Source organism: Frondihabitans sp. 4ASC-45, from assembly GCF_049472575.1.
Taxonomy (GTDB): Bacteria; Actinomycetota; Actinomycetes; order Actinomycetales; family Microbacteriaceae; genus Frondihabitans.
This window is the reverse complement of the sequence record NZ_JBCEBN010000013.1, coordinates 1-16,667: the sequence shown is the minus strand read 5'-3', so window position 1 is coordinate 16,667 and position 16,667 is coordinate 1. Positions and strand designations below refer to the sequence as shown.

The following is a 16,667-nucleotide window of genomic DNA, read 5'->3' as shown; positions in this document are numbered from 1 at the left end:
TGTCCGACGTGCCCGTCCAAAGTCTCCGGGCGATATTCCAGCTTGGTGGGCGGCGTTTAGCCGGGTTACTGAGCCGCCCCGTCCGCTCGCATCGACCCCTGTGGCACGAGCCAGGAAAGGCCCGCGGGCAGCTGCCGATGCCCTTGCCGATCTCATTGAGTAAGCCCGAACAGAGGCCGGAACGTCTCGACAACAGCTCGCCATTGAGGCCGAGCTTCTATTGTCAGCATCCGGTAAATCTGAATGAAGCGCAGCCCAGAACTGGGCTTTCCTCACTCGCCGCGCTGAATGGACTATTCGTCCGGACATCCAATAACGCGAAGCCCCGAAACTGGAAAGCGGCTTGCAGGCTTCCTGCTCTCGCTCGAGCCCGCCCCCAAAGAGGCTAGCTGTGCTTCTTGCGCCAGCGATATGTGCTGAGACCGACGTTGCGGGTCTTGACGAGGTGCGTTTAATCAGGGGTTTTCGGAAAGGGCTTGCCAAGCCTTTGGCGCGCAATGGCGAGGCCTGCCTCTTGCGATGGTGGCTCCCATAGGGTTTCCTGAGATGACGAGCTTTGCGAGTGGGTTGCTACAGCGCTCCTGGGCTCAGCATTGCAAACATCGTGTCAAGACTGATGTCGACTTGACCTCATAATTGATCGCAGGATACCGCCGAAGACGGGATGTTGAGGTCCTGTTTCTTAGCCACCGCCGCAGACTCTCGGCGTCGCTGAGAATGAAGCGCTCAGCTGATTTCCCTATCTATGAAGAGTGGTTAGTTACGGTTATGTTTGAATTTTGGCAATCGAACGAGTGTTCGTCGCCGGTTCCATCTTCAGTCATGCTGAAGGATGTTCCATCAGAGTCGACGGAACTCACCACCCCGGATATTAGTCCTCCGCGGTTCGGTAGCTCTACTTCCACGATGTCGCCCACATTAACTTTTGCCATTCTGGAACCCTACTCCCCTTGGGCCTGCAATAAGGTAGGCCACCTTCTTGTTTTCTGTTGCAGTGGGATGAAGGTTCTACGTAGGACCGTGTGATCAGACGTACACAAGCAATGTGCCGCCACGGGACGTCCTCGTGGCCGAGCTGCGGGCACGGGGCGTGGATAACGATGCCGATCAGATAGCCCGAGCCCATGGTATTCGCGACTAGCGGGTTGGCATCGAAGTACTACCCTCAGGATTCGAGGTCAGGTCTGGCGAGCTGCGCAATCCAATCGAACCCTCGGGTACGAAGAGGATTAAGTAGGGCGAGATCGATGGTTCAGGTGATGGTGTGTTCGGACGAGAGGCCCGTGTAGGCGTTCGTCAAGTCGACTAACGCCACGTCGCTCCTCTGCCAGCCTCAAGGCCGCGTGGCGTAACAAGCGCAGTTCTGCGGAAGCCAGTGGCACCGGGTAGATAGAGATGATCATCTCTCTGTCGTGGTTAGGAACCGTGGACCATGCGACAGGGTTTCTCCTGACAACTTCGCCAAAACCGTGCGACTTGACAACTTCGACGTGTGAGTCGTTCTCGGTCATGCGCCCGTATTGCCTCCTTGCGGTGCCGCAGATGGCAATAGTGCTCGGGCTCGGGGGTTAATCCCTGGCTTCATCTTCCATCTCGAGATCCGTTCCCCCGCCTGTAGTCCGCTATGACCTGGACGGAGCCGACCTTTTTTTGCAACGCGAGTCGACAGACTTGACGGCAGTCCGCCTAAACGGTGATTACGATTTCGAAGTCCCTCGAGCCTGATGGCGATTCAAAGTCCTCTATCTCGTCTCCCATTTCGATCTCTTTACCTATTGCGGTCCCCAGGAGTGCAATCTGCTCACGAGCCATGTCGACAGCGTCGTCGAAGTTCGTGATTTCGCGATCAGGCCCGAATTCGATACTGAATAACACGACGTTTCTGGCGTTGAAAACGGTCAACGAAGCGCCGTCAATCTCGATCTCGCTACCTATCTGATCGACCTTCAGCGTGACACGCACGAAGGCTCCCTCATTCATTAGAAGATCTGGCGCGTTCGAGGGGTAGGCGGGCGTGCGTTGAGGTTTCATGGGTGCTTCTAACGGCAGCTAATCTGCAAGCGTTAGGAAGTGGTGATTGATCGTCGGGTTCACGGAAGACGGCACCGTCTCGCAAAAGCCAAACCAATTCTGCGGTTCGCATGTGATTTTGACTTAATTCACAGGTTCTGCCAATGTCTAAGTGTTGGCAGTTGAGGCGGACTCCATACGTCTCCTGACGATGTTTGATCTGCCCCGATATGTCGTGACCTCCCGGTGGGGGACGGTCGTGTTTGAGGGGAAACAGGGGTCAAAAATGCGCGCTATTTCTATGCGCTCTCGCGTGCTTGCAGCAGTCGTTGCAGGGTTGCTTCTCGCGTTGGTCGGGCTGTCATACGGCCCCTTGAGAGCGTCGGCGGCGGATCTTCTGCCGTACACGGTCACCAATAACTCGGGTCTGACCGATGCGACGTATGTCTACATCATGGCCAAGGACCAGGCCACCGGTGCGCAGGGCTACGTCGACGCGGCCGGGACCTGGCACAAGTTCACTCTCCCCACCAGCGTCCCTAGTGGCACGGCGCCGCCGGCTGCTCCTGACACATCGATTGCGGGCCCCGCGACGGGTGGAACGAAGACGCTGCAGCTGCGTTCAGGTCTGATTGCCGGGCGCATCTACATGTCGTTCTCGACAAAGTTGAAGTTCTTCCTCACCCCCAAGGGGCTCGTCGAGCCTGCTGGATGGGTCAAGACGGACCCGAACTACGGCACGATCTACGACTGGGTCGAGTTCGCGCGCGACGGTTCACGGATCTTCATCAACACCACCATGGTCGACATGTTCAGTGTCCCGATCTCCGTGAGCGTCACCAACGCTGATGGCTCCAATGAAACCCAGGGGCGTCTCGTCGGCAACGGCCGGAACAAGATCTTCAACGCCCTGAAGTCCTACGGGTGGGGCAACCTGATTCAGTACCGCGCTGACGGAAAAACCCCGGTTCGGGCGATGGCGCCCATCCATGGTGTCGAGGCCGGCACCATCTCGGCCAGCTACATGGCGCAGTACGTCACCGACGCTTGGACGTACTACACGTCCAAACCCCTGACGGTGGTCACGGCCCTCGGTAAATTCACCGGCAAGGTGAAGAGCGGGAAGTTCGTCTTCACCAACGCGGCTGGTGCCACGGTCGGCACGTTTACCCAGCCCACGACCTCCGATCTGCTGGCGTGCCAAGGCGCGACCCAGCCGACCGGTCAACCGAACCAGGACGCCGCTCTCGCGATCGGCGCGCGCCTCTGTGCCGCGTTCAACCGCGGGACCATGTCTACGGCTGCGATCAAGGGCTCCGACACGCAGGCGACCTATGACGCCACCGCGTTCTACCCGCCGGGTGTGAAGTCCAACCTGTACTCCAAGGCAATGCACCTCGCCGAGAGCAACGGCAACGCCTACGGGTTCGCCTTCGACGACGTCGCCGAGTTCAGCCCCAGCATCAACGCCGACAGCCCCCGTAGCGCCAACATGACCGTCGCGCCCTTCAGCGGCTCGACGGACGCGTCCGGCAAGCCCATGACGACCTCCGTCGACTCGCTCTTCGGGAAGGCCACTTTCGCCGGGTACTCCGACGATCCGGTGAACGTCGCCACGGGTAACTACACCGACGACGAAGACATTCTCGACTTCGCGGACGCTTGGTCGCCGCGGGTATCCCTCTCGTACAACTCCAGGAACACAACAGCCGGGTCCTTTGGGACGGGCTGGACATCGCTCCTTTCCGAGAGCGTCACCGACCAGGGATCCGGAAAGGTCCTGGTCCGCTGGCCGGACGGGTCCACTGCCCAGTACGTCCAGAACGGAACGGTTTACACCGCGCCCAAGGGCATCACAGCGGCGCTCACGCAAGGCTCCACCGGATGGTCGGTCTCTCGTCAGGACGGCAGCACTGAGAAGTTCGATGCGGCAGGCCGAGTCACGAGCTTCACGGATGCCAGCAACCGGACCCTCTCTATCGCCCGCGATTCCGCCAACAAGCCGACTGGGTTGACCGCGTCGGACGGGCACTCCATCAGCCTCGGCTACACCGGGTCGCAGATCACCACGGTGCAGGGATCTGATGGTCGCGTTGCCACCCTCGGCTACGACGCCACCGGTCACCTCACCTCCATCACCGACCCGAGCGGCGGCAAGCGAACCTTCGCTTACGACACCACCGGGTACCTCACCACCGCCACGGACGCCGACGGCAAGACCATCGTCACCAACCGGTACGACAAGGATGGGCGCGTTCTCGAGCAGCTGCGTCCGGGGGATCCGACCGAAGAGTTCGTCTACGACACCGCCCACGGCGCCACCGATGTGACCGCCGCGGACGGCACCCCTCAGATGCACTACGAATACGACGTGCTGGGCAGGCTCACGACCGTCACGGCAGCCGATGGCACCACCGCCACCCGCACCTACGACGCGTCCGGATTCCCCACCCACACCACCGACCGTTCCGGCGCCGCCACCGACACCACCTACACCGCTGCCGGGCTGGTGTCGTCCGTGACCCGGAACGGTGCGACGACGAAGTACGCCTATGACACTGCCGGGCGGAACACGAAGATCACCGGCCCTTCCGGCGAGGTAGTCAGCTACACCTTCACGGGAACCTCTCGCATTCCCACCGGCGCTACCCTGCCGGACGGATCGACGACATCGTTCGATGTCTCCGGCTCGAAACTGAACGCAAGCACGGACGCTGACGGGAAGGTCAGCAAATACACGTATGACCCGAACGGCAACGTCGCATCGATCACTACCCCGACCGGTGACGTCACCGCCTACACGTATGACAGCTCTGGCCGGACTAAGACGGTCACTGATGGTGCTGGCAAGACGACGACTTACGGCTATGACGATTCCGGTCGTCAGACGTCGGTGACGGACCCCCGCGGGGCGATCACCAAAACGGCATACACCCCCGCTGGGCGGGTGGCGTCGACTACGGACGCCGATGGTCTGATCACGACCTTCGTCTACGACACCGCCGGGCGTTTGGCCACGACCACCGCCCCCGGTGGTGCTGCGACCACCTATGGCTACGACGCCAAGGGCGACCTCACCAAGGCAACCGACCCGACCGGGGCGGTGACCACACTGACCTACGACGCATTCGGTCGCGCCGCCACATCCACCCTCGACGGGAAGACGACGACCTACTCGTACGACTCCGCTGGACGCCAGACGGCCTCAAGTGTGGGCGGCCAGGTTGATACGCAGCAGTACGACGACGCGGGACGCCTGATTTCGTCCACCGACGCCGACGGCGACCTAACTAAGTATGTGTATGACGCTCTTGGGCGTTTGACACGAACGGTCGCTCCGGACGGAACCACCGTGTCGACCGGGTACGACGTCAACGGGAACGCCACCAGCACGAAAGACGAACTGGGACGCGCCTCCAGCGCCACATACACCCCGTCCGGTCTCCTCGCGACCTCCACCGACCCGATGGGGTACGTCACCAAGCTTGGCTACGACGCGTCCGGGCACCTGACCACCAAGACCACCCCGGGCAACCACGTCTGGTCCTACGCCTACGACGCGGCGGGCCGGCAGAAGAGCATCACCAGTCCCAACGGGCTCGTGACGCAGTACGGCTACGACGCGGCAGGAAACCAGACTTCCGTTTCCCAGCCGGGTCAGGGGACTGTTGCAACTACATACAGTGCCGCCGGGAAGGTGACCTCCGTCACGGACGCGACCAAGGGCACCAGCACGTACACATACGACGCATCTGGTCAGATGGACTCCGCTACCGATGCCGCCGGAGGGAAAACGAAGTACGGCTACGACGCCGCAGGTCGAATGACCAGCCAGGTCGATCCTCTCGGGAACAAGACCACATACGCATACGACCCGTCGGGGCAGCTCACCGCCAAGACAGACCCCCTGGGGCGCAAGACCGCTTTCACATACGACGCCAGCGGAAACGTGCTGACCTCCACCGACCCGGACAACAAGCAGACCTCCTACGGATACGACCGCACGGGGCAGCTGATCTCCCGGACCGACCCGAGCGGCAAGAAGGTGTCGTGGACCTACGACAACCGGGGCCACCGCACCGGAATGACCGACAGCACCGGCACGACCAAATACACCTACGACGCTGCTGGCCAGCTCACCAAACTCGACAACCCGAACGGATCCACGTTCGCGTTCACCTACGACGGCGACGGCCGACCCGCCACCATCAACTACCCCGACGGCACCGTCGTCAGCTATGGGCGAGACGCCGACGGGAACCTGGCAGCCGTCTCCGACAACCACGGACACTCCCTGACCTACTCCGTCGACCCCGACGGGAAAGTCACCCGCGAGGGTTCTGCCGCGGGTGCCGTTCGCACCTTCACCTACTTGGACGGCCAGCTGTCGAAGTACACCCAGCAGCTCAACCCGCAAGCAGACACCGCGACAACGGACATCACCCGCGACGCGGCCGGGCGCATCAGCACCCTCGCCACCTCCGCTGGAACTACCTCCTACGGGTATGACGCAGCCGGCCAGCTCACATCAGCCGACGGCCCCGGAAACAACGACAGCACCTACGCCTACGACGCTGCCGGCAACCGGACCGCGAGCACCGTGGGGGGCACGGATCAGGGCTACACCTATGACGCCGCCAACGAACTCACCGGCATTAGTAAAAGCGGGCAAGCAGCGGCGACCCTGGCCTACGACGGTGCCGGACGCCTGACCAACCAGACGGGCACGGATGGCACCGCGCTAAAGCTCGGCTACGACGGCGGAACTGCGCCCATTCGAATCGAGCGGACCGACAAGGCCGGTAACCTTGTCGCCGCCCTCACCCGCAACGGTGACGGCGACCCGACAACGATCGCCACCACACAGCAGGCCGCTGGCGCCACCACCAGCACACAGAAGACGTCCAAGCTGAACTGGCTGAGCTTTGAAGGCCTGAGCCAGGTCGCAACACTGGCCCCGGACACGAGTGGTGCAACGCCTACGGACTTCTTCTACGGTGACTCCAGCACCCGCCTTCAGTCTCAAACAGGTACTGCTGGTACGGATCTGTCTCGCGACGCCCTCGGCTCAAGCCTCGCTAGCAGCGGCACCGCGCAGATCACGGACGCATCCTCCTTCGACGCCTATGGGGCGGGCGCTGATACCGGTGCCACGAGCAACCTCGCGCTGGCGTTCGGATACAGAGGACAGCTCACCGTTGCCGGCCTGCCGCTCATGGGGGCGCGAGCCTACGACCCGCAGACGGGCCGCTTCGCTGCCACGGACCCCCTCGACCCGGTGCCCGGCGATCCTGCCACGGCCACGCCTTACCCCTACGCCAATAACAACCCGCTCAACCTCATTGACCCCCTCGGGCTCCGGTCTGTCAGTGACAACGCGTTCTCTGACTTCCTCTGGGGAGCGGCCGATGGACTTACCTTCGGGCTGACGCGCAGCGGCCGTCAGGCGGCTTCGAGCCTGTTCGGTTATCAGGACACCGTCAACTACACCTCCGGCTGGTACAAGGGCGGAACCATCGCCGGCGCCGTCACCGGAACTGTCGTTCTCACTGCCGCCACGGGTGGACTCGGGGGAGCCGTAGCCGTCGGCGCCTACTCAGGCGCTGCCTATTCATACGCGGCACCGGCCGTCTTGGAGAATCGTCAAGCTAGTGCAGGAGAGATTGCTTTCGGTGCTGTTGCGGGCGCCGCGGGCGGGGGAGCCGTTGACGTCATATCTTCTCGGGTGGTTAGTGGAGCGGCCGGTACCCTTCTTCGAGCGGGTGGAGCGGCATCCGCGAAAATGTTTGGACGATTTTCAGGCCTTGAGTTGAGGCAGGCCGCCCAGGCAGCCGACCGGGCCGGTTTTACACAAGCGGGACGCGCTCTTCAGAAACACTCCGACCGTGTAGGAAGCGTTTTCCGGGGTCTGTCAACGGGAACCACTCCTCAACGCAACCAACAAGGGCTTGCGCTCTTTGATGAGATCCTGAATGACGCGCAGCGAACAGACACCCTTACCAACGTCATCCACGTCTTCGATTCCCGAGGGAGAGGTCTTCGATTCAAAATCGACGGTAGTTTCATGGGATTCTTGGAGCCATGAGCGCCGTAAGCGGGTACCACATCCTCCTGGCCAGCTCCGTCGGGGAACGAGACGGTATGGGACTTGAGTTGCTTAGTGACGTGGATGGTGAGCGCGTAGCGGAAGTATTCGAGGACGGCGACACAAAAATTCGTACATTCTCGGCCTTCCGGGCGGAGGCGATACCGTTGACGACCTTGATGTGGTTCCTCGAGAAGGCCGAGGAGCGACTTTGATGCTTGGGCACTTCTCAAAAATTTTGGAGAGAGGCGCGACGCGGAACTGGCACCAGCCGATGCCGGACCCAGGTGTGCACGTGCGTGCGCTATGCGTTTAAGCCACTGACGTGCCCACTGTTTCATCTACCCGAAATGGTCTCTGGTCGGGGATCTCGCGAGATGCTCCCGCCTGCACCAAGTCGTCGCTGTCGTAGGCGAGTTCAGCGAGAAGATCGTCGTCATTGTGGTCGCTAAACGATTCAAGCCGATGTGTGGACTCTGTGGGCTGTCCTTCGGAACATGGCCCGCTATGAAGGATTGGATGAGCCCCCCGCAGGGCGCCAACCTCGTTTCTCTCAGGCATATGAAGCCTCATCTCTTCAGCGCAGCCCCGTTGCTCGCTTGCTGGAGACCTCGGTCGGAGAACTCGAATACGTGATTTGCGCAACGCTGAATGCGGAAGAGAAGCCCGCGGCGCTGGCGCACCTGAGGCACCTTCAAGCAGAGGCCTTGAAACGTTCGTCAGGATGCAAACGTCTCTAATGTGCATCCCATGACAAAAGGAACGGGCCAGACGGCGGCGGAGATCATGGCAGAGCTAGAGGCGAACCTGCAGTTCGTCGCTGAGGCGAAAGAACCTGAACTCGAGAGGTTCCGTCAGCGAGCCGTTTGGGCGGATGCCGAGAAGGACATCGTCAGCGAACTGCGCAACATTGGCTACGACATCGAGTCCGTATGGGATTTGGTGCCGCGGGCTGAACCTTACCCGGAGGCCTTGCCGGTTCTGCTCTGGCACCTGGAGCACGGGGACTATCCCGCACGAATAGATGAGGGTCTAGCGAGAGCAATGGCCGTCCCGGATTCGCTATTTGCGTGGAAGGACCTTGTAGCGCTCTACTCTGCGTCGAAAACGCGAGACCGCAGGGATGGGTTGGCTGCAGCGCTTGCCGCCATTGCCACAGCAACCGAAGTGCATGATCTCATTCAGCTCGCGGACGAGCCGCGAAATGGGGAGTCGCGAGTTCTGTTCCTGCGGCCCATCCTGACTCTGGGTGGACAAGACGCTCGCGCTACGGTCGAGAGGTACGTAGAAGACGAGGAGCTGGCGCGCGAGGCGCGGGCTCTACTGAAGAAATCCATAGCCAAAAAGCGCGCTAGATAGAGCAACGCGCTTCCTCGTCCGGAGCTTTGGGAAGAAAGCTGAGTCACGTGGAGTCACCCCTCGCCATCGGGGCCGTGTTCGGAGACTCCGACTCTCAGAGCCTGCTGTGGCAGCCAATCATCGGGAGGCTCCACATGCGTTCTCAGGAGATCGGACGCGGCTTGCGCTCCCCCCTCAGTCTTAATGTGGTCTTCCATATGACAGGGCGGTTGTCTCAACCCGAGTTTGACGGCGTACGAACAGGATCGTTTTTCAGGGCCAAAAATCTGCAGGTTATCCAAGCCGCCATTTGGGACATCAGCGTGCCCAATAAGGGGAGCGTCCTCTCCGGACTACCGCACGATTCCGTGGATGCAGCGGAGAACAAATTTGCTACACAGAGTGAATCGCTTGATCTGACGGTTTTGCGGACCCTCATCGCATCTATCGAAGGTGACTCAAGAATCTGACGCAGCTTCACCTACGGACACCTGACATTCGTAGACTCCTGGCCGGCGCATCATGTTGTCAACCGTCTCGAACGACTCCCGATGGCCGGACTCGGCCTCGATCTGTTCCGCCAGCCACCTGGGCGCCTTGCGTAAAAGCCGTTCCTAGCGTCCATGTTCCGCGCGAAGGCAGCGACGCGCAATGGGCGACACTCGGCTCCATGCCCATCCCGGTTCAACAATCCGCGGTGATGTATGCCAAACATGCTTCCGGAAATATGCTCCACCGCCTTCGATGTCCTCAGGCATGCCTATGAATGCGGGGCTAGGTACTAGGCCCGGATCAGCCGCCACAGAAAGCCCCCGTTCAGACGGGGGTTTTCTTGTTTTGTGGGTGTCTGGTGCTTCTGGGGTTCAGCTTCCGGCCTGTACGGATCGCACTCCTATCGGGAGCGGCCTTCGATCTGTCGTCGGCAAGGTGGTTCCGAGGGCTGAGGTCGAACCCCTGACGCCGGCGGGAGAGCACTCTCTTGCGTTCCCTAGCCCGTCATTAGCGAACGCCGCTGACGAACTCGGATGACGATAAGTGCCACAGTCGCCGCGGCCGCTGGTATCGCGAAGACACCACACGCTCCGCCGAGGATGAGGAGGGTTCTGGCCGGGGATGTATCTGGCGCGTGACTGAGGAGTACGAGAATGCAGGCGGCCACCGCCACGGCCAGGAGCCAGGAGACGACGACGGCCCATGTGAGCGCGACGACGCTGCCGTCCCGTCGCTGACTTCCATTCAACGTGTGTCTCATGTTGCGAGCTAATCAGAGCCGACTTGCGGATACAACGGGGAAACCTCGCCACTCTTTCCGGCGCGTGGTCTAGCCCGTCAGTTATTCGGACACCCGAAGACGCGGAGGGGCGTGAATCGATCTGGAGCTGTGGTTCTCTGGTGCGGCTCCGGGAGAGCGGTCCTGTGCGCTGATCGTGTCTCGACAAGCTTTAGGAGCGCTTCAACGTCAGCAAATCCGTCCAGACAACATTTCAGGACAGTCAGTGATCCCTGACAGCCGTGCAAGTGCGGGGGAGTGGCTGTGCCAATCAGATGGTCACGGTGATCGCTTGGGACGTCTCCGAAAATAGTGTTTTTGAGACGCCCTTCGAGGGGAGTTTGACCTCCAGTGCCGGCTGACAAAGTCCGTCAGGCTCACATCCCCGAGGACTTCACCGCAACTATTGGCCGCAGCGATTGAGGACTAGAACGAGGCGTCACGCCGGAGTGAGCTCGAACTCCCGCAGGCCAGCGGAGATGCCGTTCACGAGCAACTCGATCGCGTGGACGCCGGGGTAATAGGTGCGAGTTGTGATGACTCGGAACGAGTGCGTCTTCGTGACGTCGAAGTGCTCGCCGGGCTCCAACATCCGAACCGCGAGCTTGAAGGTCTTGCCGGTGGTCAGGCCGTTGGCCTTGCGGTGGTGGACGACGTAGTCGATCGATAGACGTGCGGGCTCGTCGCCCACGTTGGCGACGACCGCAGCGAACATAATGGCCTCCCCGATTCTGATGCTCGGGCGGTCAAGCGTAAAAGCGGTGACGTCCACGTGCGCCGGATGGAATCCGAGGAGGCCAAGAGCGCCCGCGTCGCCGCGCTTGACGAGCGTGCGCAGGGCGCGGCCGACGAGACGAGGGGTGTTCTCGTCGGCGTTCTCGAGCCACGCGGCGGCCGTCTTCACGACGAGGGTGGCGTGATCCCGGCTCAGGTCATTGAGATGGTTGGCGACGGAGCGGCGGACGTACTCGCTGTTGTCTCGATAGAGGGCGTCAAGGATTGGAACGGTGGCCGCGGGATCCTGGAGAAGACCGGGAACGCGCGTGGCCCAGGGCAGGTAGGCGCGTGTTCCCTCGGAGGCTAGTCGGCGGATATCGACGTCATCGGATCCAACCCAGTCGCGCAGAATCACGGCCAGCGCCCGGGGGAGGTCGTGCCTGAGGAGGGTTCTGACGGCGAATTCCGACGAAAGCCGCGACGTGAGCTGCGCGAGTAGCGCCAAAGCGTCATCGAAGGCGGCGTCGCTGCCGTCCTCGACGGCGCGCGCCGCCACCGCGCTGGTCACGGGCCAGATGAGCCAGCCGGCGAAGTGGGCAGAGCCTGCAGCCGCCCGCTGTATCACCGCCACGAACGCCGGGTAGGTCGTGTCCAGGTCGGTGAGAAGGGCATCCCGGAGGAGATCGCTACGTTCGCGGAGGGCGAGCGGAGCCAGGAGCGAAGGCGTAGCCCGAAGGGCAGTCAGCGGACGGTCGGGCGCGGCGACCTCGATGGCATGGATGAGCGCAAGGGCGGTGTGCGTTCCGATGAGTTCGTCTGCGAAGGGCATGGGCCCACCGTGGCAGACCGGGGCCGCGACCGCGTGGCCGGGTGAGCCGGGGTGCGACGCACCTAGAGAGGATTACGGCGAGAGCCGTAGCGTGGAGGTCATGACGGCGCGCGCGGTGAACGAACTCGGCGACTTCCTGCGAGCCCGCCGGGGTCGGATCGAACCCTCGGAGGTCGGACTGCCCGGTGGTGGCACCCGACGCGTCGCGGGCCTCCGGCGCGAAGAGGTCGCCGTGCTCGCCGGTGTCAGCTCGGACTACTTCGCACGCCTAGAGCAAGGGCGGGAGACGAACCCGTCGCCGCAGGTCATCACGGCCATCAGCCGTGCCCTCCGTCTCGACGCCGACGCTCGCGGGCACCTGTTCCGCATCGCCGGTCTCAACCCGAGCATGGCGCCCGAAAGCGGCCGCACCCTCGTCCACCCCGCGCTGCTGGGTCTTCTGGACGCCTTTCCGACGTCGGCCGCTTACGTCCTGAGCCCCTCGTTCGACGTCCTGGCGACGAACGCGATCGCAGCCGCTCTGTTGGCGCCTTTCGCCGGCACGCAGAACATGGTCCGCGTGCTCTTCACCGACCCGGAGTCGCGCGTCGTCTTCACCGAGTGGCCGGTCGTCGCGAGCTCCACGGTCAGCGCCCTGCGCCTGAATTCGGGGCTCTACCCGGGCGACAGGTCCATCTCGACGCTCGTCGCCGAGATGCTCGAGGTGTCGAGCGACTTCCGCGAGGAGTGGGAGAACCAGAAGGTGGGCGGCCTGACCCGCGCCTTCAAGGTCTTCGAGCATCCGGAGGCCGGGCGCATCGAGCTGACGTACCAGACTTTCGACGTGCACGACGCACCGGGTCAGCAGCTGCTCGTCGGCACCGCAGCGCCTGGCAGTCGCAGTGCCGACTCGCTCGCTTTCCTGGCGTCGCTCGCCGCCTGAGCAGCCCCGGTCGTCCGCGCGGCCAGCTTGACGCCGCCGTTCGCTGCGGCGAAAAAGACCCGGCGATGGGTGCATAACCCGTGCGCCGTTCGCACATGTTCCGCAGCGCGGCAACCGTGTGATGGAGGGTGTGCCGCACCCCCCTTGTCGCGACCTTCCTCCGATGTTGCCGAGCCCGAAGACTCGTCTCAGCGAGCCATTCGCCACAGCAAAATCTTCGCCCGTGCCCGACGACAAGAAACGGCAATCGACATGACGACCGACACGTTCCCCTTCCCGCCGACCACCGACACCATCACGACATGGGTCGACTCCTACCTTCTCGCCTGGAGGAGCAACGAGAAGGCGGACATCGAAGACCTCTTCACGGAAGACGCCGAGTACCACGAGGCACCGTTCGACACGGAGTGGATCGGCCGCGACGCGATCGTCGAGGGATGGCGCGGCCGCTGGGACTGGCAGCAGGGCGGATGGGACTCTGACTGGTCGATCGCCAGCATCGATGGTCCTACCGTCCTGATCACCGGAATCGGCCACTACGTCGAGCTCGGCGACTTCGACAACGTCTGGACGCTCCACTTCGACGCGTCCGGGCTCTGCAGCAAGTTCAACATGCTCAACACCGAACGGAACTGACACTATGACCGAAACGCTCGAAGTCACCACCCTCCGACTGTCCACCGGCCTCAGCACAGCGGACTTCGTCGCGGCGAACGCCGACATCGACGAGTACCTGAAGCGACAGCCCGGGTTCGAATGGCGACGCATCATGGAGAGCGCAGACGGCACCATCATCGACATCGTCGCCTACGACAGCATGGAACACGCCCGCTCGGGAGCCGCCGGAATTAGCGACGAAATGGCGGCATCGCCCGTCCATGCCAGCATCGACCACTCCACCGTCGACTGGAAACTGACGACCTTGGCCCACGGCATCGACGCGAGCTGAGATGTCTGAGGCGGCATCAACAGCCACCGGTTTCGCGTCATCCAACCGGGCCACACCCCTGGAACTTTTCTTCGACCTCGTCTACGTGTTCGCTTTCACGCAAGTCACTCACCTGATGGCCGACGGCGAGAGTGTCCGAAGCGTGCTCAGCGGGCTCGCCGTTCTCGGCGTTCTCTGGTGGTCGTGGGCGTCTCATGCCTGGCTGGCCAACCAGCAGATCGCCGACCGCGGCGCCGTCCGGGTCGGGATCCTCGTCGCAATTGCCATCGTGCTGGTGCTCTCGATCGCCATCCCCAAGACCTATCCCCACACGCTTGAAAGCAGATCCGGTGCTCTGCTCTTCGCCATCGGCTTCGTTCTTCTCTCGCTGGCCTACACGGCTGTGAATGTCGTGGCCGCGCGACGCGACTCTCCCCTTCGCAGGCAGGTCATTCGCACCATGGGCGCGACTGTCGGCCCCGTCGCCGCGGCACTGATCGTGGGCGCCCTCGTCGGCGGGATCCCGCAGATCGTCCTCTGGCTTGCAGCGGTCGCCCTCGAGGGCATCACCGTCTTCGCAACCTCCCAGGGCGGCGCGTGGCAACTGCCCTCGGCCGCTCACTACGCCGAACGTCACGGACTCGTCGTCATCCTCGCCCTCGGAGAGTCGATCATCTCGATCGGCCTGGCGGCATCGGGATTGGACCTCACCCCGAGCACCGTGCTCGTCTCCCTGGCTGCAGTGTCCGTCTCCCTCGGAATGTGGTGGATCTACTTCGGCCGCGTCTCCAGTTCGGCCGAGGGTCATATCGACACCCTGGTCGGCAATCGGAGGACGGCCATCGCAACCATCGGCACCTACCTGCACTTCGGAATCGTCGCTGGGATCCTGCTCGTCTCCCTCGGGCTCGGTGGCGTCATCGAACGCCTTGGGAGCGGCGAACCGCCCGGATCCTTCAGCTGGATCTCCGCGGCCGGAGGAGCCGCGCTCTTCCTCGCTGCCACCACGGTCTACGCACGAATCACCCGCACCACCTACAGAAAGAAGAAGTATTCATGACTGCAACGACCACCTCGCACGACGGCGCCGTCCTCATCACCGGAGCAAGCAGCGGCATCGGGGAGGCCACGGCCAGGCACCTCGCTTCCCTCGGTTATCCGGTGTTCCTCGGGGCCCGACGCACCGACCGCCTCACGACCATCGTCGATGAGATCCGTGAGGCCGGCGGTCGCGCCGACTCGCGTCAACTCGACGTCACGGACATCGACAGCGTCCGAGCATTCGTCGGCGCCGCCCGCGAAGCGAACGGCACCATCGACGTGCTCGTCAACAACGCCGGGGTCATGCCCTTGTCCACGGTGAGTGCGCTACGGATCGACGAATGGAATCAGATGATCGACGTGAACCTGCGCGGCACCCTGCACGGAATCGCAGCCGTGCTGCCCCTCATGGAGGCGCAGGGCCACGGGCACATCATTAACGTCGCGTCGGTCTCCGGCCTTCGCGTCGACCCAACCGCGGCCGTCTACAGCGCCACGAAGTTCGCCGTACGAGCTCTGTCGGAGGGGCTGCGCCAGGAGAGCACCGTCGTCCGCGTCACCATCATCAGCCCCGGCTACACGATCAGCGAACTCGCCGACCGTGGCGGAGACGAGACCACTCGAGCCGCCGCCCGCGCCGCGTCCGAGCAGCTCGGCCTGCCAGCCTCGGCCGTCGCAGAGGCGATCGCCTATGCCGTGACGCAGCCGTCGTCCGTGGACGTCAACGAGATCATCGTCCGTCCCACCCTCCAGGGGTAGCTTCCCTGCGAGACGACATCGACCCACCACCGGGCAGCACCGAACGAAGGACTCACCATGAGTACCCCCATCCATTTTGCTGGCTACTAGCGTCCCTCAGCACAGGCCGTTCAACGGCGAGACCGACTATCGGAGACGAGAGGCGTGGGGCGTCGTCGAAGCATCACGACCGCCACGATTCCGCCTAGGGCTGCCAGCCCTCCGGCCGTGAGAAGCGCCACGGAGACGCCGGGGAGGAACTTGCCCGGAGTGGCGTGGGCGGCGTAGACGGAGACGACGACGGCGATTCCGAGCGAACCGCCGAGTTGCTGCACCATCTGAAGCATTCCGGATGCGGCCCCTGCATCGCTGTCGGCCACGCGGTCCATGGCCGCAAGCGTGCCGCCGGTGAATATCAGAGCGACGCCGAAGGCGTGGACGAGGAGCGGCAGGAGCACGCCGATGTAGGTACTCGTGCTGCTTAAGGAAGACCAGAGCATAAGGCTCACGGTGACGAGCACACCGCCGCTGACGAGGACGAGGCGGCTGCCGAAGCGATCCACGAGTCGCGGGACCCACCTGGTGAAGATGAAGACGGTCAGAGTTAGGGGCAGGAAGGCGAGTCCTGCCAGCAGTGGGCTGTAGTGGAGCGTCCGCTGGAGGTAGAGGGCGATCATGAACAGCATGGCGAAGTGCGCCCCGGTCGTGAGGCCCATGTTGATTAGGGCGCCGGTCCGGAAGCGGTCGGTCAGGAGGTGGATCGCGACGGGGGGGGGGGGGGGGGGGGGC

At 62.9% G+C, this 16,667-nt stretch carries 11 protein-coding genes; 8 read left to right on the top strand and 3 right to left on the bottom strand.

All coding sequences use genetic code 11. From position 1 onward, the window contains the following. Positions 1–1,686 precede the first annotated feature (1,686 nt). Positions 1,687–2,031, bottom strand: a complete 345-nt coding sequence (locus tag VH571_RS15715) for a hypothetical protein (RefSeq protein ID WP_423265351.1) — start codon at positions 2,029–2,031, stop codon at positions 1,687–1,689. Between the two features lie 265 nt (positions 2,032–2,296). On the opposite strand from VH571_RS15715, the gene VH571_RS15710 reads away from it, so the two are divergent. The 3 genes from VH571_RS15710 (at position 2,297) to VH571_RS15700 (ending at position 9,454) form a co-directional block, all read left to right on the top strand. Continuing rightward, positions 2,297–8,095: a beta-1,3-glucanase family protein gene (locus tag VH571_RS15710; RefSeq protein ID WP_423265350.1), complete on the top strand. Its 5,799-nt coding sequence runs from the start codon at positions 2,297–2,299 to the stop codon at positions 8,093–8,095. After that, the gene (locus VH571_RS15705) at positions 8,092–8,310 is read left to right on the top strand and encodes a hypothetical protein (RefSeq protein ID WP_423265349.1); all 219 of its coding nucleotides are present in this window, start codon (positions 8,092–8,094) and stop codon (positions 8,308–8,310) included. Before VH571_RS15710 ends, VH571_RS15705 begins: the two co-directional genes overlap by 4 nt. A 535-nt stretch (positions 8,311–8,845) precedes the next feature. Continuing rightward, a complete protein-coding gene (locus VH571_RS15700; protein ID WP_423265348.1) occupies positions 8,846–9,454 on the top strand; it encodes a hypothetical protein in 609 nt (202 codons plus the stop codon). Positions 9,455–11,142: 1,688 nt separating this feature from the next. Here VH571_RS15700 and VH571_RS15695 read toward each other — a convergent pair. Further along, complete coding sequence (locus tag VH571_RS15695) at positions 11,143–12,249, bottom strand: DNA alkylation repair protein (protein WP_423265347.1); 1,107 nt, start codon at positions 12,247–12,249, stop codon at positions 11,143–11,145. Positions 12,250–12,349: 100 nt separating this feature from the next. On the opposite strand from VH571_RS15695, the gene VH571_RS15690 reads away from it, so the two are divergent. The 5 genes from VH571_RS15690 (at position 12,350) to VH571_RS15670 (ending at position 15,899) form a co-directional block, all read left to right on the top strand. Beyond that, the gene (locus VH571_RS15690; RefSeq protein WP_423265346.1) at positions 12,350–13,171 is read left to right on the top strand and encodes a helix-turn-helix transcriptional regulator; all 822 of its coding nucleotides are present in this window, start codon (positions 12,350–12,352) and stop codon (positions 13,169–13,171) included. Between the two features lie 252 nt (positions 13,172–13,423). Further along, positions 13,424–13,807, top strand: coding sequence for a nuclear transport factor 2 family protein (locus VH571_RS15685; protein ID WP_423265345.1), 384 nt, complete (start codon positions 13,424–13,426; stop codon positions 13,805–13,807). 4 nt (positions 13,808–13,811) lie between these two features. Further along, positions 13,812–14,120 (top strand): hypothetical protein, encoded by a 309-nt coding sequence (locus VH571_RS15680; protein WP_423265344.1) that lies wholly within the window; start codon positions 13,812–13,814, stop codon positions 14,118–14,120. Position 14,121: 1 nt separating this feature from the next. Continuing rightward, positions 14,122–15,159 (top strand): low temperature requirement protein A, encoded by a 1,038-nt coding sequence (locus tag VH571_RS15675; RefSeq protein ID WP_423265343.1) that lies wholly within the window; start codon positions 14,122–14,124, stop codon positions 15,157–15,159. After that, positions 15,156–15,899 carry an SDR family oxidoreductase gene (locus VH571_RS15670; RefSeq protein ID WP_423265342.1) on the top strand — a complete coding sequence of 248 codons (744 nt, stop codon included), beginning with the start codon at positions 15,156–15,158 and terminating at the stop codon, positions 15,897–15,899. Before VH571_RS15675 ends, VH571_RS15670 begins: the two co-directional genes overlap by 4 nt. Before the next feature lie 110 nt (positions 15,900–16,009). Here VH571_RS15670 and VH571_RS15665 read toward each other — a convergent pair whose 3' ends face one another. Then, complete coding sequence (locus VH571_RS15665; protein WP_423265387.1) at positions 16,010–16,630, bottom strand: MFS transporter; 621 nt, start codon at positions 16,628–16,630, stop codon at positions 16,010–16,012. Positions 16,631–16,667 lie beyond the last annotated feature (37 nt).